At 59.7% G+C, this 25,403-nt stretch carries 25 protein-coding genes; 18 read left to right on the forward strand and 7 right to left on the reverse strand.

The window, feature by feature from the left end; translation table 11 throughout:
* The first annotated feature begins 122 nt into the window (after nucleotides 1-122).
* The 6 genes from PMI21_RS23425 (at nucleotide 123) to PMI21_RS23400 (ending at nucleotide 6,882) form a co-directional block, all read left to right on the forward strand.
* Nucleotides 123-1,430, forward strand: a complete 1,308-nt coding sequence (locus PMI21_RS23425) for an ABC transporter substrate-binding protein (protein ID WP_007934718.1) — start codon at nucleotides 123-125, stop codon at nucleotides 1,428-1,430.
* 94 nt (nucleotides 1,431-1,524) lie between these two features.
* Nucleotides 1,525-2,433, forward strand: coding sequence for a carbohydrate ABC transporter permease (locus PMI21_RS23420; RefSeq protein ID WP_007934720.1), 909 nt, complete (start codon nucleotides 1,525-1,527; stop codon nucleotides 2,431-2,433).
* Nucleotides 2,426-3,271 (forward strand): carbohydrate ABC transporter permease, encoded by an 846-nt coding sequence (locus PMI21_RS23415; protein ID WP_007934723.1) that lies wholly within the window; start codon nucleotides 2,426-2,428, stop codon nucleotides 3,269-3,271. The genes PMI21_RS23420 and PMI21_RS23415 overlap by 8 nt, the downstream gene beginning before the upstream one ends.
* A gap of 3 nt (nucleotides 3,272-3,274) precedes the next feature.
* Entirely contained in the window at nucleotides 3,275-4,435 is a 1,161-nt protein-coding gene (locus PMI21_RS23410) for an ABC transporter ATP-binding protein (protein WP_007934725.1), read from the forward strand.
* Between the two features lie 128 nt (nucleotides 4,436-4,563).
* Complete coding sequence (locus PMI21_RS23405) at nucleotides 4,564-5,910, forward strand: carbohydrate porin (protein WP_007934727.1); 1,347 nt, start codon at nucleotides 4,564-4,566, stop codon at nucleotides 5,908-5,910.
* Nucleotides 5,911-6,027: 117 nt separating this feature from the next.
* On the forward strand, nucleotides 6,028-6,882 hold the full coding sequence (locus PMI21_RS23400; protein WP_007934733.1) for a D-hexose-6-phosphate mutarotase: 855 nt from the start codon (nucleotides 6,028-6,030) through the stop codon (nucleotides 6,880-6,882).
* Nucleotides 6,883-7,014: 132 nt separating this feature from the next.
* Here PMI21_RS23400 and PMI21_RS23395 read toward each other — a convergent pair whose 3' ends face one another.
* Entirely contained in the window at nucleotides 7,015-7,875 is an 861-nt protein-coding gene (locus tag PMI21_RS23395; RefSeq protein ID WP_177318273.1) for a MurR/RpiR family transcriptional regulator, read from the reverse strand.
* Nucleotides 7,876-8,102: 227 nt separating this feature from the next.
* Here PMI21_RS23395 and zwf point away from each other — a divergent pair, with 227 nt between their 5' ends.
* The 4 genes from zwf to PMI21_RS23375 all read left to right on the forward strand — a co-directional run bounded on the left by zwf (nucleotide 8,103) and on the right by PMI21_RS23375 (nucleotide 11,918).
* Entirely contained in the window at nucleotides 8,103-9,572 is a 1,470-nt protein-coding gene (gene zwf, locus PMI21_RS23390; protein WP_007934737.1) for a glucose-6-phosphate dehydrogenase, read from the forward strand.
* Entirely contained in the window at nucleotides 9,559-10,272 is a 714-nt protein-coding gene (pgl, locus tag PMI21_RS23385; RefSeq protein WP_007934739.1) for a 6-phosphogluconolactonase, read from the forward strand. Before zwf ends, pgl begins: the two co-directional genes overlap by 14 nt.
* Before the next feature lie 17 nt (nucleotides 10,273-10,289).
* On the forward strand, nucleotides 10,290-10,955 hold the full coding sequence (locus PMI21_RS23380) for a bifunctional 4-hydroxy-2-oxoglutarate aldolase/2-dehydro-3-deoxy-phosphogluconate aldolase (RefSeq protein ID WP_007934741.1): 666 nt from the start codon (nucleotides 10,290-10,292) through the stop codon (nucleotides 10,953-10,955).
* A 237-nt stretch (nucleotides 10,956-11,192) separates the two neighbouring features.
* Nucleotides 11,193-11,918, forward strand: coding sequence for an intradiol ring-cleavage dioxygenase (locus PMI21_RS23375; RefSeq protein WP_007934742.1), 726 nt, complete (start codon nucleotides 11,193-11,195; stop codon nucleotides 11,916-11,918).
* 2 nt (nucleotides 11,919-11,920) lie between these two features.
* On the opposite strand, the gene PMI21_RS23370 is transcribed toward PMI21_RS23375, so the two are convergent.
* The 4 genes from PMI21_RS23370 to PMI21_RS23355 all read right to left on the reverse strand — a co-directional run bounded on the left by PMI21_RS23370 (nucleotide 11,921) and on the right by PMI21_RS23355 (nucleotide 14,950).
* The gene (locus PMI21_RS23370; protein WP_007934744.1) at nucleotides 11,921-13,102 is read right to left on the reverse strand and encodes an aminotransferase class V-fold PLP-dependent enzyme; all 1,182 of its coding nucleotides are present in this window, start codon (nucleotides 13,100-13,102) and stop codon (nucleotides 11,921-11,923) included.
* Between the two features lie 25 nt (nucleotides 13,103-13,127).
* Nucleotides 13,128-13,364, reverse strand: a complete 237-nt coding sequence (locus tag PMI21_RS23365; RefSeq protein WP_007949456.1) for a DUF3820 family protein — start codon at nucleotides 13,362-13,364, stop codon at nucleotides 13,128-13,130.
* Between the two features lie 127 nt (nucleotides 13,365-13,491).
* Nucleotides 13,492-13,962: a MaoC family dehydratase gene (locus PMI21_RS23360; protein WP_007934748.1), complete on the reverse strand. Its 471-nt coding sequence runs from the start codon at nucleotides 13,960-13,962 to the stop codon at nucleotides 13,492-13,494.
* Between the two features lie 43 nt (nucleotides 13,963-14,005).
* On the reverse strand, nucleotides 14,006-14,950 hold the full coding sequence (locus PMI21_RS23355) for an alpha/beta hydrolase (RefSeq protein ID WP_007934751.1): 945 nt from the start codon (nucleotides 14,948-14,950) through the stop codon (nucleotides 14,006-14,008).
* A 233-nt stretch (nucleotides 14,951-15,183) separates the two neighbouring features.
* On the opposite strand from PMI21_RS23355, the gene fadD2 reads away from it, so the two are divergent.
* Together fadD2 and fadD1 are read left to right on the forward strand one after the other, a co-directional pair.
* On the forward strand, nucleotides 15,184-16,872 hold the full coding sequence (fadD2, locus tag PMI21_RS23350) for a long-chain-fatty-acid--CoA ligase FadD2 (protein WP_007934753.1): 1,689 nt from the start codon (nucleotides 15,184-15,186) through the stop codon (nucleotides 16,870-16,872).
* Between the two features lie 355 nt (nucleotides 16,873-17,227).
* Nucleotides 17,228-18,928, forward strand: coding sequence for a long-chain-fatty-acid--CoA ligase FadD1 (gene fadD1, locus PMI21_RS23345; RefSeq protein ID WP_007934755.1), 1,701 nt, complete (start codon nucleotides 17,228-17,230; stop codon nucleotides 18,926-18,928).
* 117 nt (nucleotides 18,929-19,045) lie between these two features.
* Here fadD1 and PMI21_RS23340 read toward each other — a convergent pair whose 3' ends face one another.
* Nucleotides 19,046-19,423, reverse strand: a complete 378-nt coding sequence (locus PMI21_RS23340; RefSeq protein WP_007934758.1) for a hypothetical protein — start codon at nucleotides 19,421-19,423, stop codon at nucleotides 19,046-19,048.
* Nucleotides 19,424-19,642: 219 nt separating this feature from the next.
* On the opposite strand from PMI21_RS23340, the gene PMI21_RS23335 reads away from it, so the two are divergent.
* Nucleotides 19,643-20,581 carry a YihY/virulence factor BrkB family protein gene (locus PMI21_RS23335; RefSeq protein ID WP_007934761.1) on the forward strand — a complete coding sequence of 313 codons (939 nt, stop codon included), beginning with the start codon at nucleotides 19,643-19,645 and terminating at the stop codon, nucleotides 20,579-20,581.
* Entirely contained in the window at nucleotides 20,578-21,117 is a 540-nt protein-coding gene (def, locus tag PMI21_RS23330) for a peptide deformylase (protein WP_007934763.1), read from the forward strand. The genes PMI21_RS23335 and def overlap by 4 nt, the downstream gene beginning before the upstream one ends.
* Nucleotides 21,118-21,138: 21 nt before the next feature.
* Here def and PMI21_RS23325 read toward each other — a convergent pair whose 3' ends face one another.
* Complete coding sequence (locus tag PMI21_RS23325; RefSeq protein ID WP_033063817.1) at nucleotides 21,139-21,558, reverse strand: GNAT family N-acetyltransferase; 420 nt, start codon at nucleotides 21,556-21,558, stop codon at nucleotides 21,139-21,141.
* A 340-nt stretch (nucleotides 21,559-21,898) separates the two neighbouring features.
* On the opposite strand from PMI21_RS23325, the gene PMI21_RS23320 reads away from it, so the two are divergent.
* The 4 genes from PMI21_RS23320 (at nucleotide 21,899) to PMI21_RS23305 (ending at nucleotide 25,384) form a co-directional block, all read left to right on the forward strand.
* The gene (locus tag PMI21_RS23320; protein ID WP_007934774.1) at nucleotides 21,899-22,840 is read left to right on the forward strand and encodes a fatty acid desaturase; all 942 of its coding nucleotides are present in this window, start codon (nucleotides 21,899-21,901) and stop codon (nucleotides 22,838-22,840) included.
* Nucleotides 22,841-22,888: 48 nt separating this feature from the next.
* Nucleotides 22,889-23,680 carry a phosphate/phosphite/phosphonate ABC transporter substrate-binding protein gene (locus PMI21_RS23315; protein WP_007934776.1) on the forward strand — a complete coding sequence of 264 codons (792 nt, stop codon included), beginning with the start codon at nucleotides 22,889-22,891 and terminating at the stop codon, nucleotides 23,678-23,680.
* A gap of 130 nt (nucleotides 23,681-23,810) precedes the next feature.
* Nucleotides 23,811-24,374: a sigma-70 family RNA polymerase sigma factor gene (locus PMI21_RS23310; RefSeq protein ID WP_007934778.1), complete on the forward strand. Its 564-nt coding sequence runs from the start codon at nucleotides 23,811-23,813 to the stop codon at nucleotides 24,372-24,374.
* Complete coding sequence (locus PMI21_RS23305) at nucleotides 24,371-25,384, forward strand: ABC transporter substrate-binding protein (RefSeq protein WP_007934780.1); 1,014 nt, start codon at nucleotides 24,371-24,373, stop codon at nucleotides 25,382-25,384. The genes PMI21_RS23310 and PMI21_RS23305 overlap by 4 nt, the downstream gene beginning before the upstream one ends.
* Nucleotides 25,385-25,403: the final 19 nt, after the last annotated feature.

Consider the following 25,403-nt stretch of genomic DNA (forward strand, 5'->3'; position numbering starts at 1 on the left):
GTGTAACCATGTGGTGACATTCGCGCGTCCCTTCGTTACCTGCGAAGGGATGACTCCTGTTTAAAATCCGTGCAGCGCAAGCACCAGACTTGCATGCATAACAACAAGAAAGGTACTACTAGATGAATGCGATTTCTCGCCTCGCTACTGTCATTTCTCTCGCTTCACTGCTTCCCGTTGCTGCATTCCCGCTCAGTGCCCTTGCCGCCGATTCCAAAGGTTCGGTGGAAGTCGTTCACTGGTGGACGTCTGGTGGTGAAAAAGCCGCGGTCGATGTGCTCAAGGCTCAAGTCGAAAAAGACGGCTTCACCTGGAAAGACGGCGCAGTCGCCGGCGGTGGCGGTTCCACGGCCATGACCGTACTCAAAAGCCGCGCCGTAGCCGGTAACCCGCCGGGCGTTGCCCAGATCAAAGGTCCGGACATCCAGGAGTGGGGCAGCACCGGCCTGCTCAGCACCGATGCCCTGAAAGACGTTTCCAAATCGGAAAACTGGGACAGCCTGCTGATCAAGAAAGTCTCCGATACTGTGAAGTACGAAGGCGATTACGTCGCCGTGCCGGTGAACATTCACCGCGTCAACTGGCTGTGGATCAACCCGGAAGTCTTCAAGAAAGCCGGGATCGACAAAGCGCCGACCACCCTCGAAGAATTCTATGCCGCCGGCGACAAGCTCAAGGCCGCCGGCTTCATCGCGCTCGCTCATGGCGGCCAGCCTTGGCAGGACAGCACCGTGTTCGAAGACGTGGTGCTCTCGGTCATGGGCGCCGACGGTTACAAGAAAGCCCTGGTCGACCTGGACCAGAAAACCCTCTCCGGGCCCGGGATGGCCAAGGCTTTTGCCGAGCTGAAAAAAGTCACTGGCTACATGGACCCGAACCGCGCCGGTCGTGACTGGAACATCGCCGCCGCCGACGTTATCAGCGGCAAGGCCGGCATGCAGATGATGGGCGACTGGGCCAAGAGCGAATGGACCGCGGCGAAGAAAGTCGCGGGCAAGGACTACCAGTGCGTACCGTTCCCAGGCACTGAAAAAGCCTTCACCTACAACATCGACTCGATGGCTGTGTTCAAGCTCAAAGCCGATCGCAAAGGCGACATCGCCGCCCAGCAAGACCTGGCCAAGGTCGCCCTGGGTAAAGACTTCCAGAAAGTCTTCAGCATCAACAAAGGCTCGATCCCGGTGCGTACCGACATGCTTAACGACATGAGCGGTCTGGGCTTCGATGCCTGTGCTCAAGCGTCCGCCAAGGATTTCCTGGCTGACGAGAAGACCGGCGGTCTGCAGCCGAGCATGGCGCACAACATGGCCACTTCCCTGGCCGTGCAGGGCGCGATCTTCGATGTGGTGACCAACTTCATGAACGACAAGAACGCTGACCCGGCCAAGGCCAGCGCGCAACTGGCATCGGCCGTCAAAGCCGCCCAGTAATCCCTGACACCGCGTGACCCCTGTGGGGCGGGCTTGCTCGCTCCCACAAGGGATCGCCGTGTGGATTTCATTCCTCTTCACCTGGATTATCCCGATGAGCTCTGTGGCGGTTTTCAGCAAAGCCTCACCGTTCGACGCACTGCAGCGCTGGCTCCCCAAACTGGTTTTGGCGCCGAGCATGCTGATCGTCCTGGTTGGTTTTTACGGTTACATCATCTGGACATTCGTACTGTCCTTCACCAACTCCAGCTTCATGCCGAGCTACAAGTGGGTCGGCCTGCAGCAGTACATCCGCCTGATGGACAACGATCGCTGGTGGGTCGCGAGCAAGAACCTCGCAGTGTTCGGCGGCATGTTCATCGGCATCAGCCTGGTGCTGGGCGTGTTCCTGGCGGTGCTGCTGGATCAGCGCATTCGCAAGGAAGGTTTCATCCGCACCATTTACCTGTACCCGATGGCGCTCTCGATGATCGTCACCGGTACCGCGTGGAAATGGCTGCTCAACCCAGGGCTTGGCCTGGACAAGATGCTGCGTGACTGGGGCTGGGAAGGCTTCCGTCTCGACTGGCTGGTGGATCAGGATCGCGTGGTTTACTGCCTGGTGATCGCCGCCGTGTGGCAAGCCTCCGGGTTTGTGATGGCGATGTTCCTGGCCGGCCTGCGTGGCGTCGACCAGTCGATCATCCGTGCGGCGCAAGTCGACGGTGCGAGCCTGCCGACCATTTACCTGAAGATCGTGTTGCCGAGCCTGCGCCCGGTGTTCTTCAGCGCCTTCATGATCCTCGCGCACATCGCGATCAAGAGTTTCGACCTGGTGGCGGCGATGACGGCGGGCGGCCCGGGCTACTCGTCCGACCTGCCGGCGATGTTCATGTATTCCTTCACCTTCAGCCGTGGCCAGATGGGCATTGGTTCGGCGAGCGCCATGATGATGCTCGGCGCGATCCTGGCGATTCTGGTGCCGTACCTGTACTCCGAATTGCGAGGCAAACGCCATGAGTAATCAACTTGGCAAACCTGGCATCAGCTTCAGCCGCATCGCCATCTACGCGACGCTGTTGCTGGCCGCTGCGATCTATCTGGTACCGCTGGTGGTGATGCTGCTGACCAGCTTCAAATCCCCGGACGACATCCGTACCGGCAACCTGTTGAGCTGGCCGCAAGTGATTGACGGCATCGGCTGGATCAAGGCCTGGGATGTGGTGGGCGGCTACTTCTGGAACTCGGTGAAGATCACCGTGCCGGCCGTGTTGATCTCCACCTTCATCGGGGCCATGAACGGCTACGTGTTGTCGATGTGGCGCTTCCGTGGTTCGCAACTGTTCTTCGGTCTGTTGCTGTTCGGTTGCTTCCTGCCGTTCCAGACCGTGCTGCTGCCGGCCTCGTTCACCGTCGGCAAACTCGGCCTGGCCAACACCACCACGGGCCTGGTGCTGGTGCACATCGTCTACGGCCTGGCGTTCACCACGCTGTTCTTCCGTAACTACTACGTGAGCATTCCGGATGCGCTGGTCAAGGCGGCGCGGCTGGATGGCGCGGGCTTCTTCACGATTTTCTGGAAGATCCTGCTGCCGATGTCGATCCCGATCGTGATGGTCTGCCTGATCTGGCAGTTCACGCAAATCTGGAATGACTTCCTGTTCGGCGTGGTCTTCGCCAGTGGCGATGCCCAGCCGATTACCGTGGCCCTGAACAACCTGGTCAACACCAGCACCGGGGCCAAGGAATACAACGTTGATATGGCCGCCGCGATGATCGCCGGGCTGCCGACACTGCTGGTCTACATATTCGCTGGCAAGTATTTCCTGCGTGGGCTGACGTCCGGCGCGGTCAAGGGGTAGAACATGGCAACTCTCGAATTACGCAACGTCAACAAGACCTACGGCAGCGGCTTGCCGGATACCCTGAAAAACATCGAACTGAAGATCGATGACGGTGAGTTCCTGATCCTGGTCGGCCCGTCGGGCTGCGGTAAATCCACGTTGATGAACTGCATCGCCGGGCTTGAAAACATCAGCGGCGGGGCGATCCTGGTGGACGACGCCGACATCAGCGGCATGAGCCCGAAAGATCGCGACATCGCCATGGTGTTCCAGTCTTACGCGCTGTACCCGACCATGAGCGTGCGCGACAACATCGCGTTCGGCCTGAAGATTCGCAAAATGCCGGCCACCGAAATCGACGAAGAAGTCGCTCGCGTGGCCAAGCTGCTGCAAATCGAACACCTGCTCAGCCGCAAGCCGGGTCAACTCTCCGGTGGTCAGCAACAGCGCGTGGCGATGGGCCGGGCGCTGGCACGGCGGCCGAAGATCTATCTGTTCGACGAGCCGCTGTCCAACCTCGACGCCAAGCTGCGGGTCGAGATGCGCACCGAAATGAAACTGATGCACCAGCGCCTGAAAACCACCACGGTCTACGTGACCCACGACCAGATCGAAGCGATGACCCTGGGCGACAAAGTGGCGGTGATGAAGGACGGGATCATCCAGCAGTTCGGTACGCCGAAAGACATCTACAACAACCCGGCCAACCTGTTCGTGGCGAGCTTCATCGGTTCGCCGCCGATGAACTTCATTCCTCTGCGTTTGCAACGCAAGGATGGTCGTCTGTTGGCGCTGCTCGACAGCGGTCAGGCGCGCTGCGAATTGCCGCTGGGCATGCAGGACGCAGGGCTCGAAGACCGCGAAGTGATCCTCGGCATGCGCCCGGAGCAGATCGTGCTGGCGAACGGCGAAGCCAACGGCCTGCCGACCATTCGCGCTGAAGTGCAGGTCACCGAACCAACCGGTCCCGACACCCTGGTATTCGTCAATCTCAACGACACCAAGGTCTGCTGCCGTCTGGCACCGGACGTCGCACCGGCCGTGGGCGAGACACTGACTCTGCAATTCGATCCATCGAAAGTGCTGCTGTTCGATGCCAAGACCGGTGAGCGTCTGGGGGTTGCCGGTGTACCAAAAACCGAAGCTCACAGCGCCAACGTGGCCCAGTTCAAAGGCCGCTGAAGATCGAACGTGGGAGCGAGCAAGCCCGCTCCCACAGGGGGATTAGTGGCGGATGGAGACATCCGTCGCAATCGATGTAAACCGCGTTAGATAAAAACAGTTAATAACAATAAAACGAGGATGTAGGGATGAAGAAGAAGAACAACGCTCAGCTGATCTGCCAATTGACAGCGGTTGCGGCGATGATGCTGGCAGGTAGCGCACACGCGGCTGACGCGTTCAGCGCCGACTCCCAGTGGATGACGGGGGACTGGGGTGGCGAGCGGACCAAGCTGATCGAGCAAGGTATCGATATCAAGGCCGACTACGTCGGTGAAGTGGGCGCCAACCTGCACGGCGGCTACAACGACGACAAGACGGCCCGTTACGCCGACCAGTTTGGCCTGGGCGTTGCGCTGGACCTGCAAAAGCTGTGGGGCTGGGATAACACTCAGGCCAAGATCCAGCTCACCAATCGTAACGGTCAGAACATCTCCAATGACCGTGTCGGCGACCCGCGTGCCGGCACCTTGAGTTCCTCCCAGGAAGTCTACGGCCGTGGCCACATGGTCCGTCTGACCCAACTGTGGATCAAGCACCAGTTCCTCGACGGGAAACTGGACGTCAAGGCCGGTTACTTCGGCGAGGGCGAAGACTTCAACACCTTCCCTTGCGAGTTCCAGAACCTGGCATTCTGCGGTTCCCAGGCGGGTAACTGGGCGACCGGTATCTGGTACAACTGGCCGGTCATGCAGGCAGCGATTCGCGTGAAGTACAACATCACGCCTGAGTTCTATGCGCAGATCGGCGCGTACAACCAGAACCCATCGCAACTGGAGCACGGTAACGGCTTCAAGCTCAGCGGCAGTGGTACCAAGGGCACCGTCTTGCCGGTTGAATTGGTCTGGTCGCCGAAGGTCAACAACCTGCCGGGCGAATACCGTGTCGGTTACTACAAGAGCACGGCCGACGCCAATGACGTCCGTAAAGACGACGATGGCAACGATGCAGCGACCACCGGCAACGCCTTTCGCAGCCACGACAGCAAGCACGGCTACTGGTTTGTGGCGCAGCAACAACTCACCACCCACAACGGTGATGCTTCACGCGGTCTGAACATCGCGGCCAACGCCACCTTCCACGACAAGGACACCAACTTCGTCGACAACTACCAGTCGCTGATGTTTGTTTACAAGGGGCCGTTCGATGCTCGTCCAAAAGACGACGTCGGGATCGGTTTCTCCCGTATCCATGTCAACGATGACGTGAAGAAAAACGCCGAGTTGGTCAACGCCGCCAATGGTGTCACCGACTACAACGATCCACTGTTCGCGCCACTGCGCAGCACCGAGTACAACTACGAGATCAACTACGGTTTCCACGTTACCAACTGGCTGACGGTGCGTCCTAACCTGCAATACATTACTCACCCAGGTGGTGTGGATGAAGTTGATAACGCGCTGGTCGCCGGCCTGAAAATTCAGTCGGTGTTCTAACGCTGTTGCGATAAGCTCCTCTCTATGTGCGCATTTTTGCGGACGGCCATGGCTGTCCGCTTTTTTTTGGGGGGTGGCGCACCCTCGGGTGACAGATGATTTTCAGGACCGTGGCACATGCTTGAGCATCCGCTACAACGCTTCTTCAAATCCTTGCGCGAACGTCCGGTGTTTGCGTGGGAGCGCTATCAGATGCGCGACGTGCTGGTGATCGACCATCCGCTGTGTCAGGCGGTATTCAGTCGTCAGGGCGCGCAGTTGCTGCACTTCCAGCCAAAGGGCCAGAAACCCTGGCTGTGGTGCGCGGCGAAATGGCCGCACGTCGGTGCGATTCGCGGCGGCGTGCCGGTGTGCTGGCCGTGGTATGGCCGCCATCCAAGCGAAAACGCCTGGCCGTCCCATGGCTGGGCGCGCCTGCTTGACTGGAAATTGCTCGACAGCAGCAGTGACGACGATGGCGTGCGCCTGCACTGGCAGTTACAGCTGTGCGACTGGCAAGTGGACTTGCACGCGCACCTGGGCGAACGCATGGATTTGCACCTGAGCACTGAGCATCAGGACGACATGCCGTGCCAGTTGAGTCAGGCGTTGCACGCCTATTGGCGTATTGGCGACGTCGGTGAGATAGCGCTGTCTGGGCTCGAGGGAGCGCAAGGTTACGACCAGTTGAGCCGCCAGGTTTGCCAGCAGGAAGGCGAGTTGCGGGTCGATGGTGGGTGTCAGCGCGTGTTCCAGCATGACGGTGAATTGCAGCTCAAGGACCATGCCTGGCAGCGCGAACTGTGTATCGACACCGGTGACCATGCGGACACGGTGGTCTGGCATCCCGGCTCGCGGCCATTGTTGGGCGTGAGTTGGAACGAGATTTCAGAGTTCGTCTGTGTGGAGGCGGCCAGCGGCGGCACCGACAGCCTGTGCCTGGCGCCGGGGGAGAGGGCGCATTTGAGTTTGCAAGCGCGGGTTGGGGCATGATCGTTCCCACGCTCTGCGTAGTGATCGTTCCCACGCTCCGCGTGGGAATGCAGCCCGTGACGCTCCGCGTCACTGGACGCGGAGCGTCCCTAGAGGCATTCCCACGCAGAGCGTGGGAACGATCGGCGTGGGTTAATTAAACTCATCCCCAATCGGATACCGACTGGCATTCAGGCTTTCCTTGATCTTGCGCAAATGCGGCTGGAAATCCACGCCCCGGCGCAAGGTCATGCCGGTGGCGAGCACATCGAGCACGGTCAGCTGAATGATCCGCGAGGTCATTGGCATGTAAATGTCGGTGTCTTCCGGCAACGGGATGTTCAGGCTCAAGGTACTGGCCTTGGCCAGTGGCGAACCCTCGGCCGTCAGCCCCAGCACTGAAGCGCCGTTTTCCCGGGCAATGCGCGCCACTTCCACCAGTTCGCGGGTGCGGCCGGTGTAGGAAATGATCACGAACAACTCACCGGTGTGGGCCACCGAGGCAATCATGCGCTGCATCAGCACATCGGCATGGGCGGTCACCGCCAGGTTGAAGCGGAAGAACTTGTGCTGCGCATCCAGCGCCACCGGGGCTGAGGCGCCGAGGCCGAAAAAGTGGATCTGCCGGGCCTGGATCAACAGGTCGACGGCGCGGCTGATCAGGTTCGGGTCCAGTGCCTGGCAGGCGCTGTCCAGGGAGGCGATGGCGCTGCCGAAGATCTTCTGCGTGTAGGCCTCGGGGTTGTCGTCGGCTTCCACCGCGCGACTGACATACGCCGCGCCGCTGGCCAGGCTCTGTGCCAGTTGCAGTTTCAGTTCCGGGTAGCCGCTGACACCGAATGAGCGGCAGAAACGGTTGACCGTCGGCTCACTGACCGACGCGGCCTGGGCGAGGGCGGCGATGCTGAACCGGGTAGCCTGCTGTGGGTTGAGCAGGATCACTTCGGCGACTTTGCGTTCTGCCTTGTTCAGGTCTTCAAGGCGATTCTGGATCTGTTCCAGTAAATTTCGCACGCGGTCCATATGGGGTTCCTAAATTCACCTGCGCAAACAAGCGCTCGGCTATGCAAATTGGGCCTTTGATACGGCCCATAACGGTGGCCTATCCTACTGATGGCTCCGACCGACCACCACTCGGAATCTATATTTTGCGAAAATGTTGTGGTTATTACTACATTTTCCCTTGAGTGATGCCTTGAAAAAAGGTATTTGTAGCTTAACTTGATAAAAGAACAAACATCATGCCTTCGATTACGGTTGAACCGTGCACCTTTGCCTTGTTCGGCGCTCTCGGCGATCTAGCCTTGCGCAAGCTGTTTCCTGCCCTTTATCAACTCGATGGCGCCGGCCTGCTTCATGAGGATACGCGCATTATCGCGCTGGCCCGTGAACCTGGCACCGAGCAACAGCACCTGGCGTTCATCGCCACCGAGTTGCGTCGCTACGTGGGCGCCAAAGAGCTGGATGAAGCCGTGCTCGAGCGCTTCCTGGCCCGTTTGAGCTACCTGCACGTCGACTTCCTCAAGGCTGACGATTACGTCGCATTGGCCGAACAGGCCGGCAGTGCCCAGCGGGTGATTGCCTACTTCGCCACGCCGGCGGCGGTTTACGGTGCTATTTGCGAGAACCTGTCGAAGGTCGGCCTGGCCGAAAACACCCGCGTGGTGCTGGAAAAACCCATCGGTTCGGACCTGGAATCCTCGCGCAAGGTCAACGACGCCGTGGCGCAGTTCTTCCCGGAGAACCGCACCTACCGCATCGACCACTATCTGGGCAAAGAGACCGTACAAAACCTGATCGCCCTGCGTTTCGCCAACAGCCTGTTCGAAACCCAGTGGAACCAGAATTACATCTCCCACGTGGAAATCACCGTGGCTGAGCAGGTCGGGATCGAAGGCCGTTGGGGTTACTTCGACAAAGCCGGCCAGCTGCGGGACATGATCCAGAATCACCTGCTGCAGTTGCTGTGCCTGATCGCCATGGACCCGCCGGCCGACCTGTCCGCCGACAGCATCCGCGACGAGAAAGTCAAAGTCCTCAAGGCACTGGCGCCGATCAGCCCGGAAGGCCTGACCACTCAAGTGGTGCGCGGCCAGTACATCGCCGGTCACAGCGAAGGCAAGTCGGTGCCGGGGTATCTGGAGGAGCCTAATTCCAACACCCAGAGCGACACCGAAACCTTCGTTGCCCTGCGTGCCGACATTCGCAACTGGCGCTGGGCCGGCGTACCGTTTTACCTGCGCACCGGCAAGCGCATGCCGCAGAAGCTGTCGCAGATCGTCATCCACTTCAAGGAACCGTCGCACTACATCTTCGCCCCCGAGCAGCGCTTGCAGATCAGCAACAAACTGATCATCCGCCTGCAGCCGGACGAAGGCATTTCCTTGCGCGTGATGACCAAAGAACAAGGCCTGGACAAGGGCATGCAGCTGCGCAGCGGTCCGTTGCAGCTGAATTTTTCCGACACCTGGCGCAGCGCACGGATTCCCGATGCCTACGAGCGGTTGTTGCTGGAAGTGATGCGTGGCAATCAGAACCTGTTTGTCCGTAAAGATGAAATCGAAGCCGCGTGGAAGTGGTGTGACCAGTTGATTGCCGGGTGGAAAAAGTCCGGTGATGCGCCCAAGCCGTACGCGGCCGGGTCCTGGGGGCCGATGAGCTCCATTGCACTGATCACGCGGGACGGGAGGTCTTGGTATGGCGATATCTAAATTGAAACTGCCTCAGGGCGTTAGCGCCCATGAGTTCAAAAGCCCGGTGCTGCTGGCCGAAGGCCTGGCATTGACGGTAGCCAGACAACTGAGCGAAGCAATTGCCGCACAAGGCGCCGCGACGCTGGTGGTATCCGGTGGGCGCAGCCCGGTGGCATTTTTCCAGCACCTGGCCAAGCAGGCACTGGACTGGTCGAAGGTGGTGGTCAGCCTGGCTGACGAGCGCTGGGTGCCGGTGGAGCATGCCGACAGCAATGCCGGTCTGCTCAAGCGTTACCTGTTGCAAGGCCCGGCAGCCAAGGCCCAGTTCCTGAGCCTCTACAGTGCCACCGCCAATCTGGAACAGGCTGCCGAGCAGGCTGATCGCTTGCTCGCCGAGTTGCCGGCGATCGATGTGCTGGTACTGGGCATGGGCGACGACGGTCATACCGCGTCGCTGTTCCCTAACAGCCCGAACCTGGCCGACGCCTTGAAAGTCGACGGCAGCCGTCGCTGCTGGCCGATGCTGGCGCCGACCGTGCCGCATCAGCGCCTGACCATGAGTCGCGCGCTGCTGGCTTCGGCCAGGCACACCGTTCTATCGATTTCCGGTCAGTCCAAGCTGACCACCCTGAGCGCCGCACTGGCCGGTGACGATGTCGCCGCCATGCCGATTCGGGCGTTTCTGCAACCTACGTTAGAGATTTACTGGTGCCCATGAACCAAGGATCAGCCGCTATGACAAACACATCCCCGACCGTTTCCATGGCGGACAAAGTTGCCCTGATCGACAGCCTCTGCGCCAAGGCGCGGATCCTGCCGGTGATCACCATCGCGCGTGAACAGGACGTGCTGCCGTTGGCCGACGCCCTGGCCGCCGGTGGCCTGACGGCGCTGGAAGTGACCCTGCGTTCGCAGTTCGGTCTCAAGGCCATCCAGATCCTGCGCGAGCAGCGTCCGGAATTGGTGACCGGCGCCGGTACGGTGCTTGATCGCAGCATGCTGGCCGCTGCCGAAGCCGCCGGTTCGCAATTCATCGTGACGCCGGGCATCACCCGTGACCTGCTCGAAGCCAGCGTCGCCAGCCCGATCCCGCTGTTGCCGGGCATCAGCAACGCCTCCGGCATCATGGAAGGCTATTGCCTGGGTTATCGCCGCTTCAAGCTGTTCCCGGCGGAGGTCAGCGGCGGCGTCGCGGCCATCAAGGCCCTGGGCGGCCCGTTCGGCGAAGTTAAATTCTGCCCGACCGGCGGCGTCAGCCCGGCTAACATCAAGAGCTACATGGCGTTGAAAAACGTGATGTGCGTGGGCGGTAGCTGGATGCTTGACCCGGAGTGGATCAAGAACGGCGACTGGGCCCGCATCCAGGAGTGCACCGCCGAGGCGTTGGCTCTGCTGGACTGATCTGATTTACCGGATTTACCAAACACTTCGTTGTGTGTTCTACGGCTTTACGGTGCGCTTGGTCGGTGCACCGTTTTTTTTTGCCTGATGAAAAACCCTGTAACTGTCGAAATGCTCCTTGTAGCAGCCTCGCAAGCTCGGCAGCTGCTACGGATCGACATCATGCGATACATAGTTACCGCATCTCGTCGCACGTCCAGCGTTAACCTGCGTTCATCTTATGGAAGAGAGAACGTCATGGACGACAACACTGCAATTGCATCCCCTTCACCGGTTTATCAACTGTCACCCGAGCAGATCGCCGGTCCGTATTTTCGAAACCCGAAACTGATCAGACGAAACATCAGCGAAGGCATGGATGGCATCCCCTTGGTGCTGCGGCTCACGATCATCGATGCCATGACCGGTCAACCGGTTACTGGGGCATTGGTCGATATCTGGCATTGCAATGCGCGCGGGGCGTATTCGGGCTGGAGCAAGGTCAACCCGGACAAGGAAGTCGATGTGGATGAGATCGGGTCGATCCCGCGCACCGATGACGACACCTACCTGCGTGGTGGGCAATTCACCGACAAAATGGGCATCGTGCGGTTTACCACGATTTATCCGGGGTTCTATGCCGGCCGCGCTTTGCACATTCACGTCGCGGTACGCATCACAGCCGGCAATAACTATCTCGAAGAGCGGCACGTCGCCTGGGTCGGCCAGCTTTACTTTCCCGAGGTCGCATCAAGGTCGGTGCTCAACGCCCGTGAGTACAGCGGTCGAGCCGTCTCACCGCTGAACAACGAGGAGGATATGTTTTATCAGCGCATGGGTGGCGAGGCTTCGACCCTGAACATTCACACCATCGGTCGAGACTCGAATGAAGACGGCTTTTTCGGGCACATGACCATCGGTGTCGACACGTTTGCGGTGTCATCGCAAATCAAGCCCGAGGACTTCGACAAGTACACCGTGTGACGTCAGCGTAATTCACTCAGCGCCCGGGCCAGCCGATCCATGTCGGCAGCGGTGGTGGTGAGCCCCGGCGTAATGCGGATGCACGGGCCACATGCCGCGCCGCTACGCGCCACGGTAAACAGGTTGTAGTCGTTGAGCAGGCGCTCGACCATCACTTGCTGGTCGGCATGCCGGGTAAAACGCATCGAGGTGATGCCGCAATACAGGCGCGGGTCATCGGGGGTCATGACTTCGATCCCCGGTAACGCTCGAACGGCATCGACCCATCGGTTGCGCAGGTAATTGAGTCGTGCGCCCTTGGCGACGGAACCACCCATGGTGCGATGTTCTTCGAGCACCAGTGGCAGGGTCAGCAAGGCCGGTATGTTCGGGGTGCTGTATGGCGTGCGGGCGCGAATGTCGGTGATCGGGAAATGCATTTCGCCCATGTCCGGGTCGATATCGGCCAGGCGCTCGGGCGCGATGTAAATGAAGCCGAGGGTCAATGGCGCACCGATCCATTTGTGCAGGTTGTAGCCGGCAAAGGCGATGCCCAGTTCATCGAGATTGAATTCGATCTGGCCCAGAGCATGGGCGCCGTCGAGGATCACATCGATGCCGTGTTCCCTGGCGGCAGCGGCAATCGCCTGCACCGGCATCACCAGCCCGGTGCGATGGGTGACGTGGGTCAGGGCCATCAGTTTCAGTCGCGGATAACGCACGAACGCTTCGCGGTACGTGGCCAGCAGGCTGTCGAAACTGGCGGGGTGACGGTGCTCGATCTCGATCACTTCCACGCCTCGATAGCGGGCCAGCCAACGCATCGCGCTCTTGACTGTGTCGTACTCCAGATCGCACAGCAGGACCTGGTCGCCCGGTTCCAGGCGATTGTAGTTGCGGATCAGCGATTGCAGGCCGTCCGAGGCATTGCGGGTGAAGGCGACGGCTTCGGCCGGGGCACCGATCAGCTCGGCCAGCTGCGCGTGAATCTTGACGCTTTCGCCCTGTTCGAAGCGCTGGCGCACATGCACCGAGTTGCCGCGGTTGATGAGCTCGATGTTGCGCTGATACTCCTCGACCACGGTGCGTGACATGCGCCCGAAGTAACCGTTCTCCAGGTTCACGGGGCCGGGTTCAACTGCATAACGGTCGGCAAAGGTCCGCCAAAAGGCTTCATCGCGGGTACGGCGGGCGTTATCGGGCATGAGCGACTCGGTGAAGTAGGACGGGTCAGTGACGAGGGGCAGGTTTGCCGTGCTTGGCGCGCAGCGGTTCGAGCAGCTCCGACAAGCCGTTGTGGTCGATTTCCTGCATCAAGGCCAGCAAACCACCCAGTTCCCCGTGCGGGAAACCTTCGCGAGCGAACCAGTTCAGATACTGGCCGGGCAGGTCAGCGATGATCCGGCCCTTGTACTTGCCGAAGGGCATTTCACGGGTAATCAGCAGTTCGAGCTTTTCGGGATTCATCATCAGTCGTCTTTATTCAAAACAGTCTGGAAAATACAGGCATTCTGCATGCGAAGACAGGCGCAGGAAGATGAACGATCAAGCTGCATTCACTGTGGCGAGGGGGCTCGCCACAGTGTGCAGTGAATCAGCCGATGCTGATCGCCGGCAGGGTAGGCAATGTCACGGTCTGCTGTTTACGCGGCGCCAGAATCTCCGCTTCGCCATCCACCACCAGCTCGTCGCGCTGGTTGAACACTCGGGTGGCGATCCGCACACGAAACTTCGGCAGTTTCTCGAGAATCTCCAGGCGCACCGTCAGCGTGTCGCCAATTTTCACCGGCTTTTGAAAGCTCATCGTCTGACCGATATAAATAGTCCCCGGCCCAGGCAACTCGCAAGCCACCGCCGCGCTGATCAACGCGCCGCTGAACATGCCGTGGGCGATGCGCTCCTTGAACATGGAGGCAGCGGCGAATTCGGCGTCCAGGTGCACCGGGTTGTGGTCGCCGGACATCGCGGCGAACAACTGAATGTCGCGCTCTTCGACGGTTTTGCTGTAGCTGGCGGTCTGGCCGATTTCGAGGGCTTCGTAAGGGGTGTTGGTAACCTGGGTCATCTGTCTCGATTCCTGTGACGAATTAAATGAATCCACAAAAAAACTATTCGGCTCTGGGTGGCCGGCGGTTGCTCAAGGCCTGGGCGATCCAGTTCAGCACGTCGGCAGTCACTTCATCGCGATTGCTCTCATTGAACAGTTCGTGCCGGGCCTGCGGGTAAATATTCAAGTGCAGGCTCTGGCAGCCAGCGTCGCGCAGGGCGTGGGCCAGATCTTTCAGACGTTTGCCTTCGCTCACCGGATCACATTCGCCGCCAATCACCAGCAGCGGCAGGCCCGGATCGATCTGGGCGAGATTGGACGCTTTGCTGATTTGCTGCAAGCCGCCGAGCAAATCGATCCATAGCTGATTGGTGCAGCGAAAGCCGCAGAGCGGGTCGTTGGCGTACTTGTCGACCTCGGCCGGGTCGCGGCTCAGCCAGTCGAACGAGGTGCGCGCCGGTATGAATTTCTTGTTGAACGAGCCGAACGACAGCCATTCGATCAGCGCACTGCGACCCTTGGGGCCCTGGCGCAGGCGTTCGAGGCGAGCAATCTGCCGCGCTGCGCGATAGAGCGCCACGGGCTGGAAGTTCGAGCCGCTGAGAATCGCCCCGTGCAGGCTGGCGCTGTGGTGCAGCAAGTAAGCCTGGGCGATGTAGCTGCCCATGCTGTGGCCCAACAGCACGATCGGCACGCCGGGATGCTGTTGGCCGATATGTTGGTTGAGGCTGGCCAGGTCACCGACCACTTTGCACCAGCCATCGTTGTCGGCGAAGTGGCCCAGAGTGCCGTTTTCAGCGGTTTTGCCATGTCCACGCAGGTCCGGTGCGTAAACGCCGTAGCCCTGTTCGCAGAGCTTTTCTGCCAGACGAGCGTAGCGACCGCTGTGTTCCGCCATGCCATGGGCCAGCAGGATCACGGCTTTGAGCGGTACGGTCGGCAGCCACTGGTTGACGAAAAGGCGGCTGCGGTCGCTCGCGGTCAGCCAGAAAGTGTCATGGATCATGGCGATTCCTTTGCATGGGACTGCATGGGGCATGGGCGTCGTTGCATTGTATAGCGCATCCCGCGCGCGCCGTCTGATCAGGCCGCGCCGGGGCAGCAAGATTCACGGGATCAATGAGGACCGTGCGCATATTTGCCTGATTCACCATAGCTGCTAGTGTCCGGGAAGCACCGCTTTTCAGAAGTGATAGAAAAAGCGGCCCCGGATAGATTCAGGTAATGAGGACAAGAACAATGCAACCTGATTTCTGGAATGACAAACGCCCGGCCGGCGTTCCCCTGGATATCGACCTTGGGGCCTATCAGTCGGTGATCGAGGTGTTCGAGCGTTCCTGCAAGAAATTTGCTGACCGCCCGGCATTCAGCAACATGGGCGTGACCCTGACCTACGCTGAACTGGAACGTTACAGCGCTGCGTTCGCCGGTTACCTGCAAGCCCACACCGACCTGGTGCCGGGGGATCGCATCGCGGTGCAGATGCCCAACGTCCTGCATTACCCGATTGCGGTGTTCGGCGCTTTGCGCGCCGGGCTGATCGTGGTCAACACCAACCCGCTGTACACCGCGCGGGAGATGCGTCATCAGTTCAAGGACTCCGGTGCCCGGGCGCTGGTGTACCTGAACGTGTTCGGACAGAAGGTCCAGGAAGTGCTGCCCGACACCGACATCCAGTACCTGATCGAAGCGAAGATGGGCGACCTGATGCCCACCGCCAAGGGCTGGCTGATCAATACCGTGGTCGCCAAGGTCAAGAAAATGGTCCCGGATTATTCACTGCCCCAGGCCATCTCCTTCAAGAGCGCGCTACGTCTGGGCCGGGGCCTGGGCATCAAACCGCTGAACGTCGGTCTCGGCGACATCGCCGTGTTGCAATACACCGGCGGCACCACCGGGCTGGCCAAGGGTGCGATGCTGACCCACGGCAACCTGGTGGCGAACATGCAGCAGGCGCGGGCATGCCTCAGTCAGCTGGGTGCCGACGGTCAGCCGCTGCTGCGCGAAGGCCAGGAAGTGATGATCGCGCCGCTGCCGCTGTACCACATCTATGCCTTTACGGCGAACTGCATGTGCATGATGGTGACCGGCAACCACAACGTGCTGATCACCAATCCACGGGACATCAAGGGCTTCATCAAGGAACTGAAGAACTGGCGGTTCTCGGCGCTGCTGGGGCTCAACACGCTGTTCGTCGCGCTGATGGACCATCCCGACTTCAAGACCCTGGATTGCTCCAGTCTCAAACTCACCAACTCCGGCGGCACGGCGCTGGTCAAGGCCACTGCCGAGCGTTGGGAACAGCTCACCGGTTGCCGGATCACCGAAGGCTACGGCCTGACCGAAACCTCGCCGGTGGCCTGCACCAACCCTTACGGCGACAAATCGCGCATCGGCACGGTCGGCCTGCCGGTGCCGGGCACGACCCTGAAAGTGATCAACGATGAAGGCGTCGAGCAGCCGTTGGGCGAGCGCGGCGAACTGTGCATCAAGGGCCCGCAGATCATGAAGGGCTACTGGCAGAAACCCGAAGCCACCGCCGAAGTGCTGGATGCCGACGGCTGGTTCAAGTCGGGCGACATCGGGGTGATCGACCCGGACGGTTTCGTGCGCATTGTCGATCGCAAGAAAGACATGATCATCGTCTCGGGCTTCAACGTGTACCCGAACGAGATCGAAGACGTGGTGATGGCCCACCCGAAAGTCGCCAACTGTGCGGTGATTGGCGTGCCGGACGAGCGTTCTGGGGAGGCAGTGAAACTGTTTGTGGTGGCCCGTGAGTCGGGGGTCAGCCTTGAAGAGCTGAAGGCTTACTGCAAGGAAAACTTCACGGCGTACAAAGTACCCAAGCACATCGTGTTGCGGGAGTCGTTGCCGATGACGCCGGTGGGCAAGATTCTGCGGCGGGAGTTGCGTGATATTGCGTAACAATTGAAAGCTGCGCTACGCGCATTCGCGGGCAAGCCCGCTCCCACAGGGAACAGTGGTGACCTTGTGGGAGCGGGCTTGCCCGCGATGCTTTTCAGAGGATGAAAGCCACGAATTCAGCGGCTTTCAGGGTGGTATAGGATTTTTGCTCTAAAATGACTGTTTGATAGTCTAGAGTCACCAAAATGACTATGGAGGCCTATTTAGGCTCTAGTCGGCCCTTGGCAAAGCTGCTACTCTCGGCGCGCTTTGTGACTTCTCGGCCTATGTAAAGCCAGATTCACCAATAGACAAACACCAATAATAATCGCATCAAATGCGGTGTTGAATTCGCGTTGCTGAGGAGTGGGCTTCCATGATCGAAGACTTTTGGAAGGATAAGTACCCAGCTGGAATTGCTGCCGAGATCAATCCAGACGAGTACCCGAATATTCAGGCAGTGTTGAAGCAATCCTGCCAACGCTTCGCTGACAAACCGGCATTCAGCAACCTGGGCAAGACAATCACCTACGGTGAGCTGTACGAATTGTCCGGTGCCTTTGCCGCTTATCTGCAACAGCATACCGATTTGCAGCCGGGCGATCGAATCGCCGTGCAATTGCCCAACGTGTTGCAATACCCGGTTGCCGTCTTCGGTGCTATCCGCGCCGGGCTGATCGTGGTCAACACCAACCCGCTGTACACCGCGCGGGAAATGGAACACCAATTCAACGACTCTGGTGCCAAAGCCTTGGTCTGCCTGGCCAACATGGCGCATCTGGCCGAGACCGTGGTGCCGAAGACCGGCGTCAAGCACGTGATCGTCACTGAAGTGGCCGACCTGCTGCCGCCGCTCAAGCGTCTGCTGATCAACAGCGTCATCAAGTACGTGAAGAAGATGGTCCCGGCGTATCACTTGCCCAAGGCCATCAAATTCAACGACGTGCTGAGCAAGGGTCATGGCCAGCCAGTGGCTGAAGCCAACCCGGCCAGCAGCGACGTGGCGGTGCTGCAATATACCGGCGGCACCACCGGCGTGGCCAAGGGCGCGATGCTGACCCACCGCAACCTGGTGGCGAACATGCTGCAGTGCAAGGCGTTGATGGGCTCCAACCTCAACGAAGGTTGCGAGATCCTGATCACGCCGCTGCCGCTGTACCACATCTATGCCTTCACCTTTCATTGCATGGCGATGATGCTGATCGGCAACCACAACATCCTGATCAGCAACCCGCGCGACTTGCCGGCGATGGTCAAGGAACTGTCGAAGTGGAAGTTCAGCGGTTTCGTCGGCCTGAACACGCTGTTCGTCGCGTTGTGCAACAACGAAGCGTTCCGCAAGCTGGATTTCTCGAACCTGAAAATCACCCTGTCCGGCGGCATGGCCTTGCAACTGGCCGCGGCTGAACGCTGGAAAGCGGTCACCGGTTGCCCGATCTGTGAAGGTTACGGCATGACCGAAACCAGCCCGGTGGCTACGGTGAACCCGAGCCAGAACATCCAGATCGGCACCATCGGTATCCCGGTGCCGTCGACCCGGTGCAAAGTCATCGACGATACCGGCGTTGAACAGCCGTTGGGCGGCATCGGTGAACTGTGTGTGAAAGGTCCGCAAGTCATGAAGGGCTACTGGCAGCGTCAGGAAGCCACTGATGAAATACTCGACAGCGAAGGCTGGTTGAAGACCGGTGATATCGCACTGATTCAGCCCGATGGCTACATGCGCATTGTCGATCGCAAGAAAGACATGATCCTGGTCTCCGGTTTCAACGTGTACCCCAACGAACTGGAAGACGTGCTGGCGACCCTTCCGGGCGTGCTGCAATGCGCGGCCATCGGCGTGCCGGACGAGAAGTCGGGGGAGGCGATCAAGATCTTCATCGTTGCCAAACCGGGCGTGACTCTGACCAAGGAACAGGTGATGGAGCACATGCGCGCCAACGTCACCGGCTACAAGGTGCCCAAAGCCGTGGAGTTCCGCGATGCGCTGCCGACCACCAACGTCGGCAAGATCCTGCGCCGCGAATTGCGCGACGAAGAGCTGAAGAAGCTGGGCGTGAAGAAAGTCAGCGCCTGATCAAACAAAAGCCCCGCAGATGCGGGGCTTTTTGTTTTTGGCCTGCTCTGATCGTTCCCACGCTCTGCGTGGTAACGCAGCCCGGGACGCTCTGCGTCCCAGCATCGGACGATCTGCTTAGAGGCGGAACTGCGCGAAATTGACGTTGGTGCCCGCCGGGCGCATGTCTTGCAGGTATGAGTCCTTGTCGGCGCTCAGTTCCAGGCTCAGGGCGGCCTTGCGTTTGCCCTGGTTACGCACCACCAGGCCTTCCAGCTTCTCGCGCAGGAATACCGTCGGCACTTTCAGGTGCAGCAGTTCGTCGGTATCCGGGGTGTGCATCAGCAAGTGAATCCATTCGTACTGACCAATGGCCAGGCGCGCGACCGGGATATCGAACCAGAAAATGTTGCGGTTACGGTTCAATTCGGTGAAATGGCAGTTGTTGACGCCAAGCACGGCACCGCCAAGTTCCTGGTTTCTGCGGGCAATGGCCTGCTTTTTATCGAGTTTCATAACGTTCCTACGGGATTGGATCTTCAGCGCCATGGCCTGAATACGTTGCGCATTCTCGGTGCAAAGCCTGCAAACATAAAGCCTGATCTGCGTAGAACGATGAAATGTCGCAATGGTCGAACTACGAAATTGTTTCAACGTCGCCAAGTAGGCTACTTTGTTGTAGAAAACGACCCCCCTGAGTCGCCATGACTCCAACCTTTTTGCGGCGAGACGCTAATGTTTTTCCCGACCATGAAAGGTCTGCCCCTGCATCGCGTGATGATGAGCACGGTCACCGAGTTCGTCGCCGATGAGATGTCGACCTATGCCTCGGCGCTGGCCTATCAGATGCTGTTCTCGCTGTTCCCTTTCATTTTGTTCCTGATTGCCCTGATCGGCTTCCTGCACTTGCCGGACTTCTTCTCCTGGCTGCGCCTGCAATCGGAACTGGTGCTGCCGCCCCAGGCGCTGGAGCAGGTGAACCCGGTAATCGACCAGCTCCAGCAATCCAAGGGTGGTTTGCTCTCGGTGGGTATCGTGATCGCCCTATGGACCGCGTCCGCCGGTGTGCGGCTGATGATGAGCGCGATGAACGCCGCGTATGACGTGGTCGAAGGCCGTCCGGCCTGGAAGCGTTTTCCGCTGTCGATTTTCTACACCATCGGCATCGCCGGTATGCTGCTGGCCGCCGCTGCGCTGATGGTGCTCGGGCCGCAGGTGATGGCCTGGATCGCCTCGCAAGTGGGCCTCGAAGATTTCATCGTGACCGTCTGGACCATCGCGCGCTGGCCGGTGATCGTGATTCTGTTGATGATGGCGGTGGCGCTGATTTACTACGTCATGCCCGACGTTAAACAGGAGTTTCGCTTCATCACCCCGGGGGCGGTATTGTCTGTGGTGGTCTGGATCGTCGCCTCGCTGGGCTTCGGTCTTTACGTCAAAACCTTCGCCAACTACAACGCCATGTATGGCAGTATCGGCGCGATCATCGTGTTGTTGCTGTACTTCTATATTTCCGCCGCAGTGCTGTTGCTCGGTGCGGAAATGAACGCGGTGATCGAGCACATGTCGTCCGAAGGCAAGAAACCTGGCGTGTCCGAAGAACCCAAACAACATGTTTCGGGACTGGGACGAGATCACTCAATCCAGCCGACCACTGACGAAACCATAAAATGATCCGTGAAATTCTGAAAATGGGCGATGAGCGCCTGCTGCGCATTGCTCCGCCGGTGCCGGCAGAAATGTTCGACAGCCCCGAATTGTGGCAATTGATCGACGACATGTTCCAGACCATGGAAAGCGTCGGCGGAGTCGGCCTGGCCGCGCCGCAGATCGGTGTCGACCTGCAACTGGTGATCTTCGGTTTCGAGCACAGCGAGCGCTATCCGGACGCCGAAGCAGTGCCGCAGACGATTCTGATCAACCCGCTGATCACGCCGTTGAGCCCGCTGATGGAAGAGGGTTTCGAAGGCTGCCTGTCGGTGCCGGGCCTGCGCGGCGCGGTGGATCGTTATCAGCAGATTCGCTACGAAGGCTTCGATCCCAAGGGCGAGCCGATCATGCGCATTGCCTCGGGATTTCATGCGCGGGTGGTGCAGCATGAATGCGACCACCTGATCGGCCGGCTGTACCCGTCGCGCATCACCGATTTCAGCAAGTTCGGGTTTACCGAAGTGATGTTCCCGGACCTTGATCCTGCGGCAGACGATTAAATCGCTCAAAGATCGCTGTTTTTATGCCGAACCTGGTTGCAAACCCATGGCAATCATCGGTTTGCTGCGCGCATAACGGCTCAACCGTTCGGCCAGGGCGTAGGGCAGGGGCGGGTCGAAGGTAAAGCCGCGACGCTCATAAAAGCCACGCAAATCCGGATGGCAGAACAGCCAGACCGGCTCTTCAAGATGCTTGACGGCGTGAGCGATCAACGTCGCGGCGATCCCTTGTTCGCGACAGCCCGGATCGACAAACAGCCCGGTCAGCCAATGCCCGCCGGCCACCGGCCGCAAACACAGCGCCGCGATGATCCCTTCACGTTTCGCGACCCACAATTGAGCGTCGCGCACCGCTTTCATCGACGATTGGTGGGCGCGGTAAAACTTGTTCATCAACGGCCATAATGGCTCGTCGAGCAGGGTGTACTGGGTGTTGGGCATGGGTTCGGACAGTCGGTGGGCAGAGCGCAGATTATAAAATAACGCGCGCGGCGGGATAGGTGTATACCTGATCTCACATCCCGTCTGAGTGGAGTACACATCATGTCCAAAGGTATGGATTCAAAAAAGAACGAGAAGAAAAAACCGGCGAAAACCGCGATTGAAAAACGCGCGGACAAGAAGGCCAAGAAGGTGAATGTGTTCGGCCACTGATCCCGCGTCCACGGAGCCCGAGCCCTCGGGCTCCTGTTTTTTGCGTCTATCGAAATAACCAAACAATCTGCAAGAAATCCCGGCGCCGTTGCACAGAGGGGGATTGGTTCCCGTTCTGAGCAAAGCCATGCCCCATTACTTCGACGCTGCCCACCGTGAAGAAATCGAAACCCTGCGCCAACGTTTCACCGCTCGCACCGAGTGGCCGACCTGGCTGCTGCTGATCGGCGTGTATGCCGGCTGGTTCAGCATTGTGCTGGGCAGTGCCCGGTTGGGGCTATGGTGGAGCACGTTGTTGCTGATTCCACTGCTGGTGCTGTGGTTGTCGGTGCAGCACGAATTGCTGCACGGCCATCCCAGCCGTTGGCCAATGCTGAATAAAGTCCTCGGTTATGCGCCGTTTGCGGTCTGGTATCCCTACACCTTGTACCGCGACAGCCACCTGCTGCATCACCGCGACGAAGACCTGACCATCCCCGGTCGCGACCCGGAAAGCCGTTACCTGAGCGCTGAACAGTGGCAGCGCAGTTCGTTGTTCGAACAGGGCCTGCACTGGTTGAACAAAACCGTGCTGGGGCGCTTCGTCCTTGGTGCGCCACTGGCCTTGCTGACGCTGGCACGAGAGGAGCTGCAACGGCTGAAAACGGGTGAGCGCCAAGCCTGGTTGATGTGGCTGAGCCATGGGGCGCTGACGCTGCTGATGCTGGCGTTCATCGCGCGCTACAGCGTGTTGCCGGTCTGGCATTACCTGTTGCTGATCAGCGTGCCGGCGCTGTCGATAGCGATGATTCGCTCCTACTATGAACACCGTCCCCACGCGCAACCGGAGCAACGTACCGTTCTCAATGAAGCGGCATGGCCGTGGCGCTGGCTGTTTCTGAATCTCAATTTGCACCTGGTGCACCATGACTTGCCGGGTCTGCCCTGGTACGACCTGCCACGGGTGTACCGCGCGCGTCGCGAGCAATGGCTGACGCGCAGTGGCGGGTTTCTGGTGCAGGGTTATGGCCAGTGGGTGCGTCAGCACGGGGTGAGGGCGATCGACAGCCCACGGCATCCGTTTCATTGATTGCGAATGAGTTCCCCTGTGGGATTTTCGTTGTATGGGAATTTTTCGATGACACAACACCTCGCTGAATTACTGATGTACGTCGCCCCTGAGCCGATCCGCCAGGCCAACGAGCGTTGGCTGTCGCAGATCGTCGAACGGCTCGGCAGCACCCGCCTCGATGCCGAAGGGGTGTCGCTGATGGACCTTTGGCTGTCCCCGCATCTGCTGCTGACCCAAACCTGCGGCTACCCCTTGATGACAGCCTTGCGCGGTCGCGTCCGGGTCATCGGTCGCCCTCGTTATGAACTGCCGGACAGCAGCGGCGGCAACCATTGCAGCCTGTTGCTGACTCGCGCCGATGATCCTCGCAGGACCTTGTCGGCCTTGCGCGGCAGTCGCGGGGTGATCAACGGCGAAGACTCCAACAGTGGCATGAACCTGTTGCGTCACCAACTGGCGCCGTTGCACCGCGACGGGCAGTTTTTTGCCAGTGTCGCCATCAGCGGCAGCCACCGCGAAAGCTTGCGTTGGCTGCGTGACGAGCTGGCAGATCTGGCCGCCATCGACAGCGTGACCTTCGCCTATCTGGCGCAGCACGCCCAGGCGGAGGTCGCGGGCCTGCGCGTGTTGGCGCGCACGGCGTTCAGTCCGACGTTGCCGTACATCGCGGCGGCCGGCACCACTGATAAACAGGCTGAACAGCTTCGACAGGTGATGAATCAGACGTTGAAGGAGCTGCCTGACGTCGCCGAGACATTGGGCCTGCAAGAAGTGCTGCCGGCCAGCGAGAGCGACTATCAAGTCATTCTCGATTATCAACAGGAGGCCGAAGCGCTGGGGTATGGGAGGTTGCGATAGTTTCGGAAAACATAATTCACTTATGGAATATAAAAATTCTTTTTAAGTATTATTAATGAATAAGGCTCCTTGCTAGGATCGCGCCACCGGATCACCGGACATTCAGCGACCCCTAACCCTAGGAGCCCCTATGTCCGGCGCCGACGTTTCCCATCGCAACGACGTGGGCGGATTGTTCCGCGCCCACTACACCTGGTTGTGCGCACGTCTGCGCCGACATCTGGGAGCCAGTCCCAGTGTCGAAGACATTGCCGCCGAAACCTTCGTGCAACTGCTCGAGTCGCCAGGCCTGACGCCGATTCGCGAACCCCGCGCCTTGCTCACCACCATCGCCCAGCGGTTGATTTATCAGCTGTGGCGCCGCCGGGATCTGGAACGCCAACACCTCGACCAGTTACAGCCGGTCGACCCGGTCGGCGGGCCATCGCCTGAAGACCTGGCGCAGTTCTTCCAGACTCTGAAGCGCCTGGATAGAACCCTAGACCGCCTGCCGGGCAAGGTCAGGGCAACGTTTCTGTTGTCGCGAATCGATGGCCTGACCTACCCACAAATCGCCGCCGAACTGGGCATTTCCCAGCGCTCGGTCAGCGTTTACATGACCCGCTCCCAGGCACTGTGCGCGCTGCACTGCGCCAACGACCCCCTGAACCGAACGTCCTTGAACCGAACACCCCAGACCCAGAGGTCCGCATGAGATCGATCAAAACCCTGCTCGGCAGTTCGCTGCTGGCCCTGAGCCTTGTGGCAGGCCATGTTCCCGCCGCAGAAAAAAACACACCCATCCATTTCGGCGACATTACCTGGGAAAGCGGCAGCCTGATTACCGAGATCCTGCGGTTGATCGTCGAGAAAGGTTACGGCTACCCGACCGACACTTTGCCCGGCAGCACCGTCAGCCTCGAAGCCGCGTTGGCCAAGAACGACATCCAGGTGATCGGCGAAGAGTGGGCCGGGCGCAGTCCGGCCTGGGTCAAGGCGGCATCGGAGGGCAAAGTGTTTGGTTTGGGCGACACCGTCAAAGGCGCCACCGAAGGCTGGTGGGTGCCGGAATACGTGATCAAGGGCGACCCGGAACGCGGCATTAAACCCTTGGCGCCGGAGCTGAAATCCGTCGCCGACCTGGCCCGCTACAAGGACGTATTCCGCGACCCGGAAGACCCAAGCCGCGGACGTTTCCTCAACAGCCCGACCGGCTGGACGTCGGAAATCGTCAACAGCCAGAAACTCAAGGCCTATGACTTGACCGCCAGCTACGTCAACTTCCGCACCGGTTCCGGCGCGGCGCTGGATGCCGAGGTCGCTTCATCGATCCGCCGTGGCAAACCGGTGCTGTTTTACTACTGGTCGCCGACGCCATTGTTGGGCCGCTTCAAACTGGTGAAACTCGAAGAGCCACCGTTCGACGCACAAGCCTGGAAAACCCTGGCCGATGCCAACAACCCGAACCCCAAGGGCACGCGTTCGATGCCGGCCAGCCTGGCCATCGGGGTGTCGGCACCATTCAAGGCGCAGTACCCGGACCTGGTGGCGTTCTTCGAAAAAGTCGATTTGCCGATCGATCTGCTGAACCAGACGCTTGCGCAAATGAGCGAAAAACGCCAGCCGCCGCGTCAGGTCGCCGAAGCGTTTTTGCGCGATCAGCCGCAGGTGTGGAAGGGGTGGGTGCCGGGGGAGGTGGCCACGAAGCTAAGTTCGAGTTTGTAGTTTCGAGTTTGTAGTTCAG

The organism is Pseudomonas sp. GM18 (genome assembly GCF_000282195.1).
Lineage (GTDB): Bacteria > Pseudomonadota > Gammaproteobacteria > Pseudomonadales > Pseudomonadaceae > Aquipseudomonas.

What these genes read in the sequence shown, in the direction of transcription:
- PMI21_RS23425 (WP_007934718.1), top strand. Translation starts at nt 123, where the DNA reads ATGAATGCGATTTCTCGCCTCGCTACTGTCATTTCTCTCGCTTCACTG.
- PMI21_RS23420 (WP_007934720.1), top strand. Translation starts at nt 1,525, where the DNA reads ATGAGCTCTGTGGCGGTTTTCAGCAAAGCCTCACCGTTCGACGCACTG.
- PMI21_RS23415 (WP_007934723.1), top strand. Translation starts at nt 2,426, where the DNA reads ATGAGTAATCAACTTGGCAAACCTGGCATCAGCTTCAGCCGCATCGCC.
- PMI21_RS23410 (WP_007934725.1), top strand. Translation starts at nt 3,275, where the DNA reads ATGGCAACTCTCGAATTACGCAACGTCAACAAGACCTACGGCAGCGGC.
- PMI21_RS23405 (WP_007934727.1), top strand. Translation starts at nt 4,564, where the DNA reads ATGAAGAAGAAGAACAACGCTCAGCTGATCTGCCAATTGACAGCGGTT.
- PMI21_RS23400 (WP_007934733.1), top strand. Translation starts at nt 6,028, where the DNA reads ATGCTTGAGCATCCGCTACAACGCTTCTTCAAATCCTTGCGCGAACGT.
- zwf (WP_007934737.1), top strand. Translation starts at nt 8,103, where the DNA reads ATGCCTTCGATTACGGTTGAACCGTGCACCTTTGCCTTGTTCGGCGCT.
- pgl (WP_007934739.1), top strand. Translation starts at nt 9,559, where the DNA reads ATGGCGATATCTAAATTGAAACTGCCTCAGGGCGTTAGCGCCCATGAG.
- PMI21_RS23380 (WP_007934741.1), top strand. Translation starts at nt 10,290, where the DNA reads ATGACAAACACATCCCCGACCGTTTCCATGGCGGACAAAGTTGCCCTG.
- PMI21_RS23375 (WP_007934742.1), top strand. Translation starts at nt 11,193, where the DNA reads ATGGACGACAACACTGCAATTGCATCCCCTTCACCGGTTTATCAACTG.
- PMI21_RS23370 (WP_007934744.1), bottom strand. Translation starts at nt 13,102, where the DNA reads ATGCCCGATAACGCCCGCCGTACCCGCGATGAAGCCTTTTGGCGGACC.
- PMI21_RS23365 (WP_007949456.1), bottom strand. Translation starts at nt 13,364, where the DNA reads ATGAATCCCGAAAAGCTCGAACTGCTGATTACCCGTGAAATGCCCTTC.
- PMI21_RS23360 (WP_007934748.1), bottom strand. Translation starts at nt 13,962, where the DNA reads ATGACCCAGGTTACCAACACCCCTTACGAAGCCCTCGAAATCGGCCAG.
- PMI21_RS23355 (WP_007934751.1), bottom strand. Translation starts at nt 14,950, where the DNA reads ATGATCCATGACACTTTCTGGCTGACCGCGAGCGACCGCAGCCGCCTT.
- fadD2 (WP_007934753.1), top strand. Translation starts at nt 15,184, where the DNA reads ATGCAACCTGATTTCTGGAATGACAAACGCCCGGCCGGCGTTCCCCTG.
- fadD1 (WP_007934755.1), top strand. Translation starts at nt 17,228, where the DNA reads ATGATCGAAGACTTTTGGAAGGATAAGTACCCAGCTGGAATTGCTGCC.
- PMI21_RS23340 (WP_007934758.1), bottom strand. Translation starts at nt 19,423, where the DNA reads ATGAAACTCGATAAAAAGCAGGCCATTGCCCGCAGAAACCAGGAACTT.
- PMI21_RS23335 (WP_007934761.1), top strand. Translation starts at nt 19,643, where the DNA reads ATGTTTTTCCCGACCATGAAAGGTCTGCCCCTGCATCGCGTGATGATG.
- def (WP_007934763.1), top strand. Translation starts at nt 20,578, where the DNA reads ATGATCCGTGAAATTCTGAAAATGGGCGATGAGCGCCTGCTGCGCATT.
- PMI21_RS23325 (WP_033063817.1), bottom strand. Translation starts at nt 21,558, where the DNA reads ATGCCCAACACCCAGTACACCCTGCTCGACGAGCCATTATGGCCGTTG.
- PMI21_RS23320 (WP_007934774.1), top strand. Translation starts at nt 21,899, where the DNA reads ATGCCCCATTACTTCGACGCTGCCCACCGTGAAGAAATCGAAACCCTG.
- PMI21_RS23315 (WP_007934776.1), top strand. Translation starts at nt 22,889, where the DNA reads ATGACACAACACCTCGCTGAATTACTGATGTACGTCGCCCCTGAGCCG.
- PMI21_RS23310 (WP_007934778.1), top strand. Translation starts at nt 23,811, where the DNA reads ATGTCCGGCGCCGACGTTTCCCATCGCAACGACGTGGGCGGATTGTTC.
- PMI21_RS23305 (WP_007934780.1), top strand. Translation starts at nt 24,371, where the DNA reads ATGAGATCGATCAAAACCCTGCTCGGCAGTTCGCTGCTGGCCCTGAGC.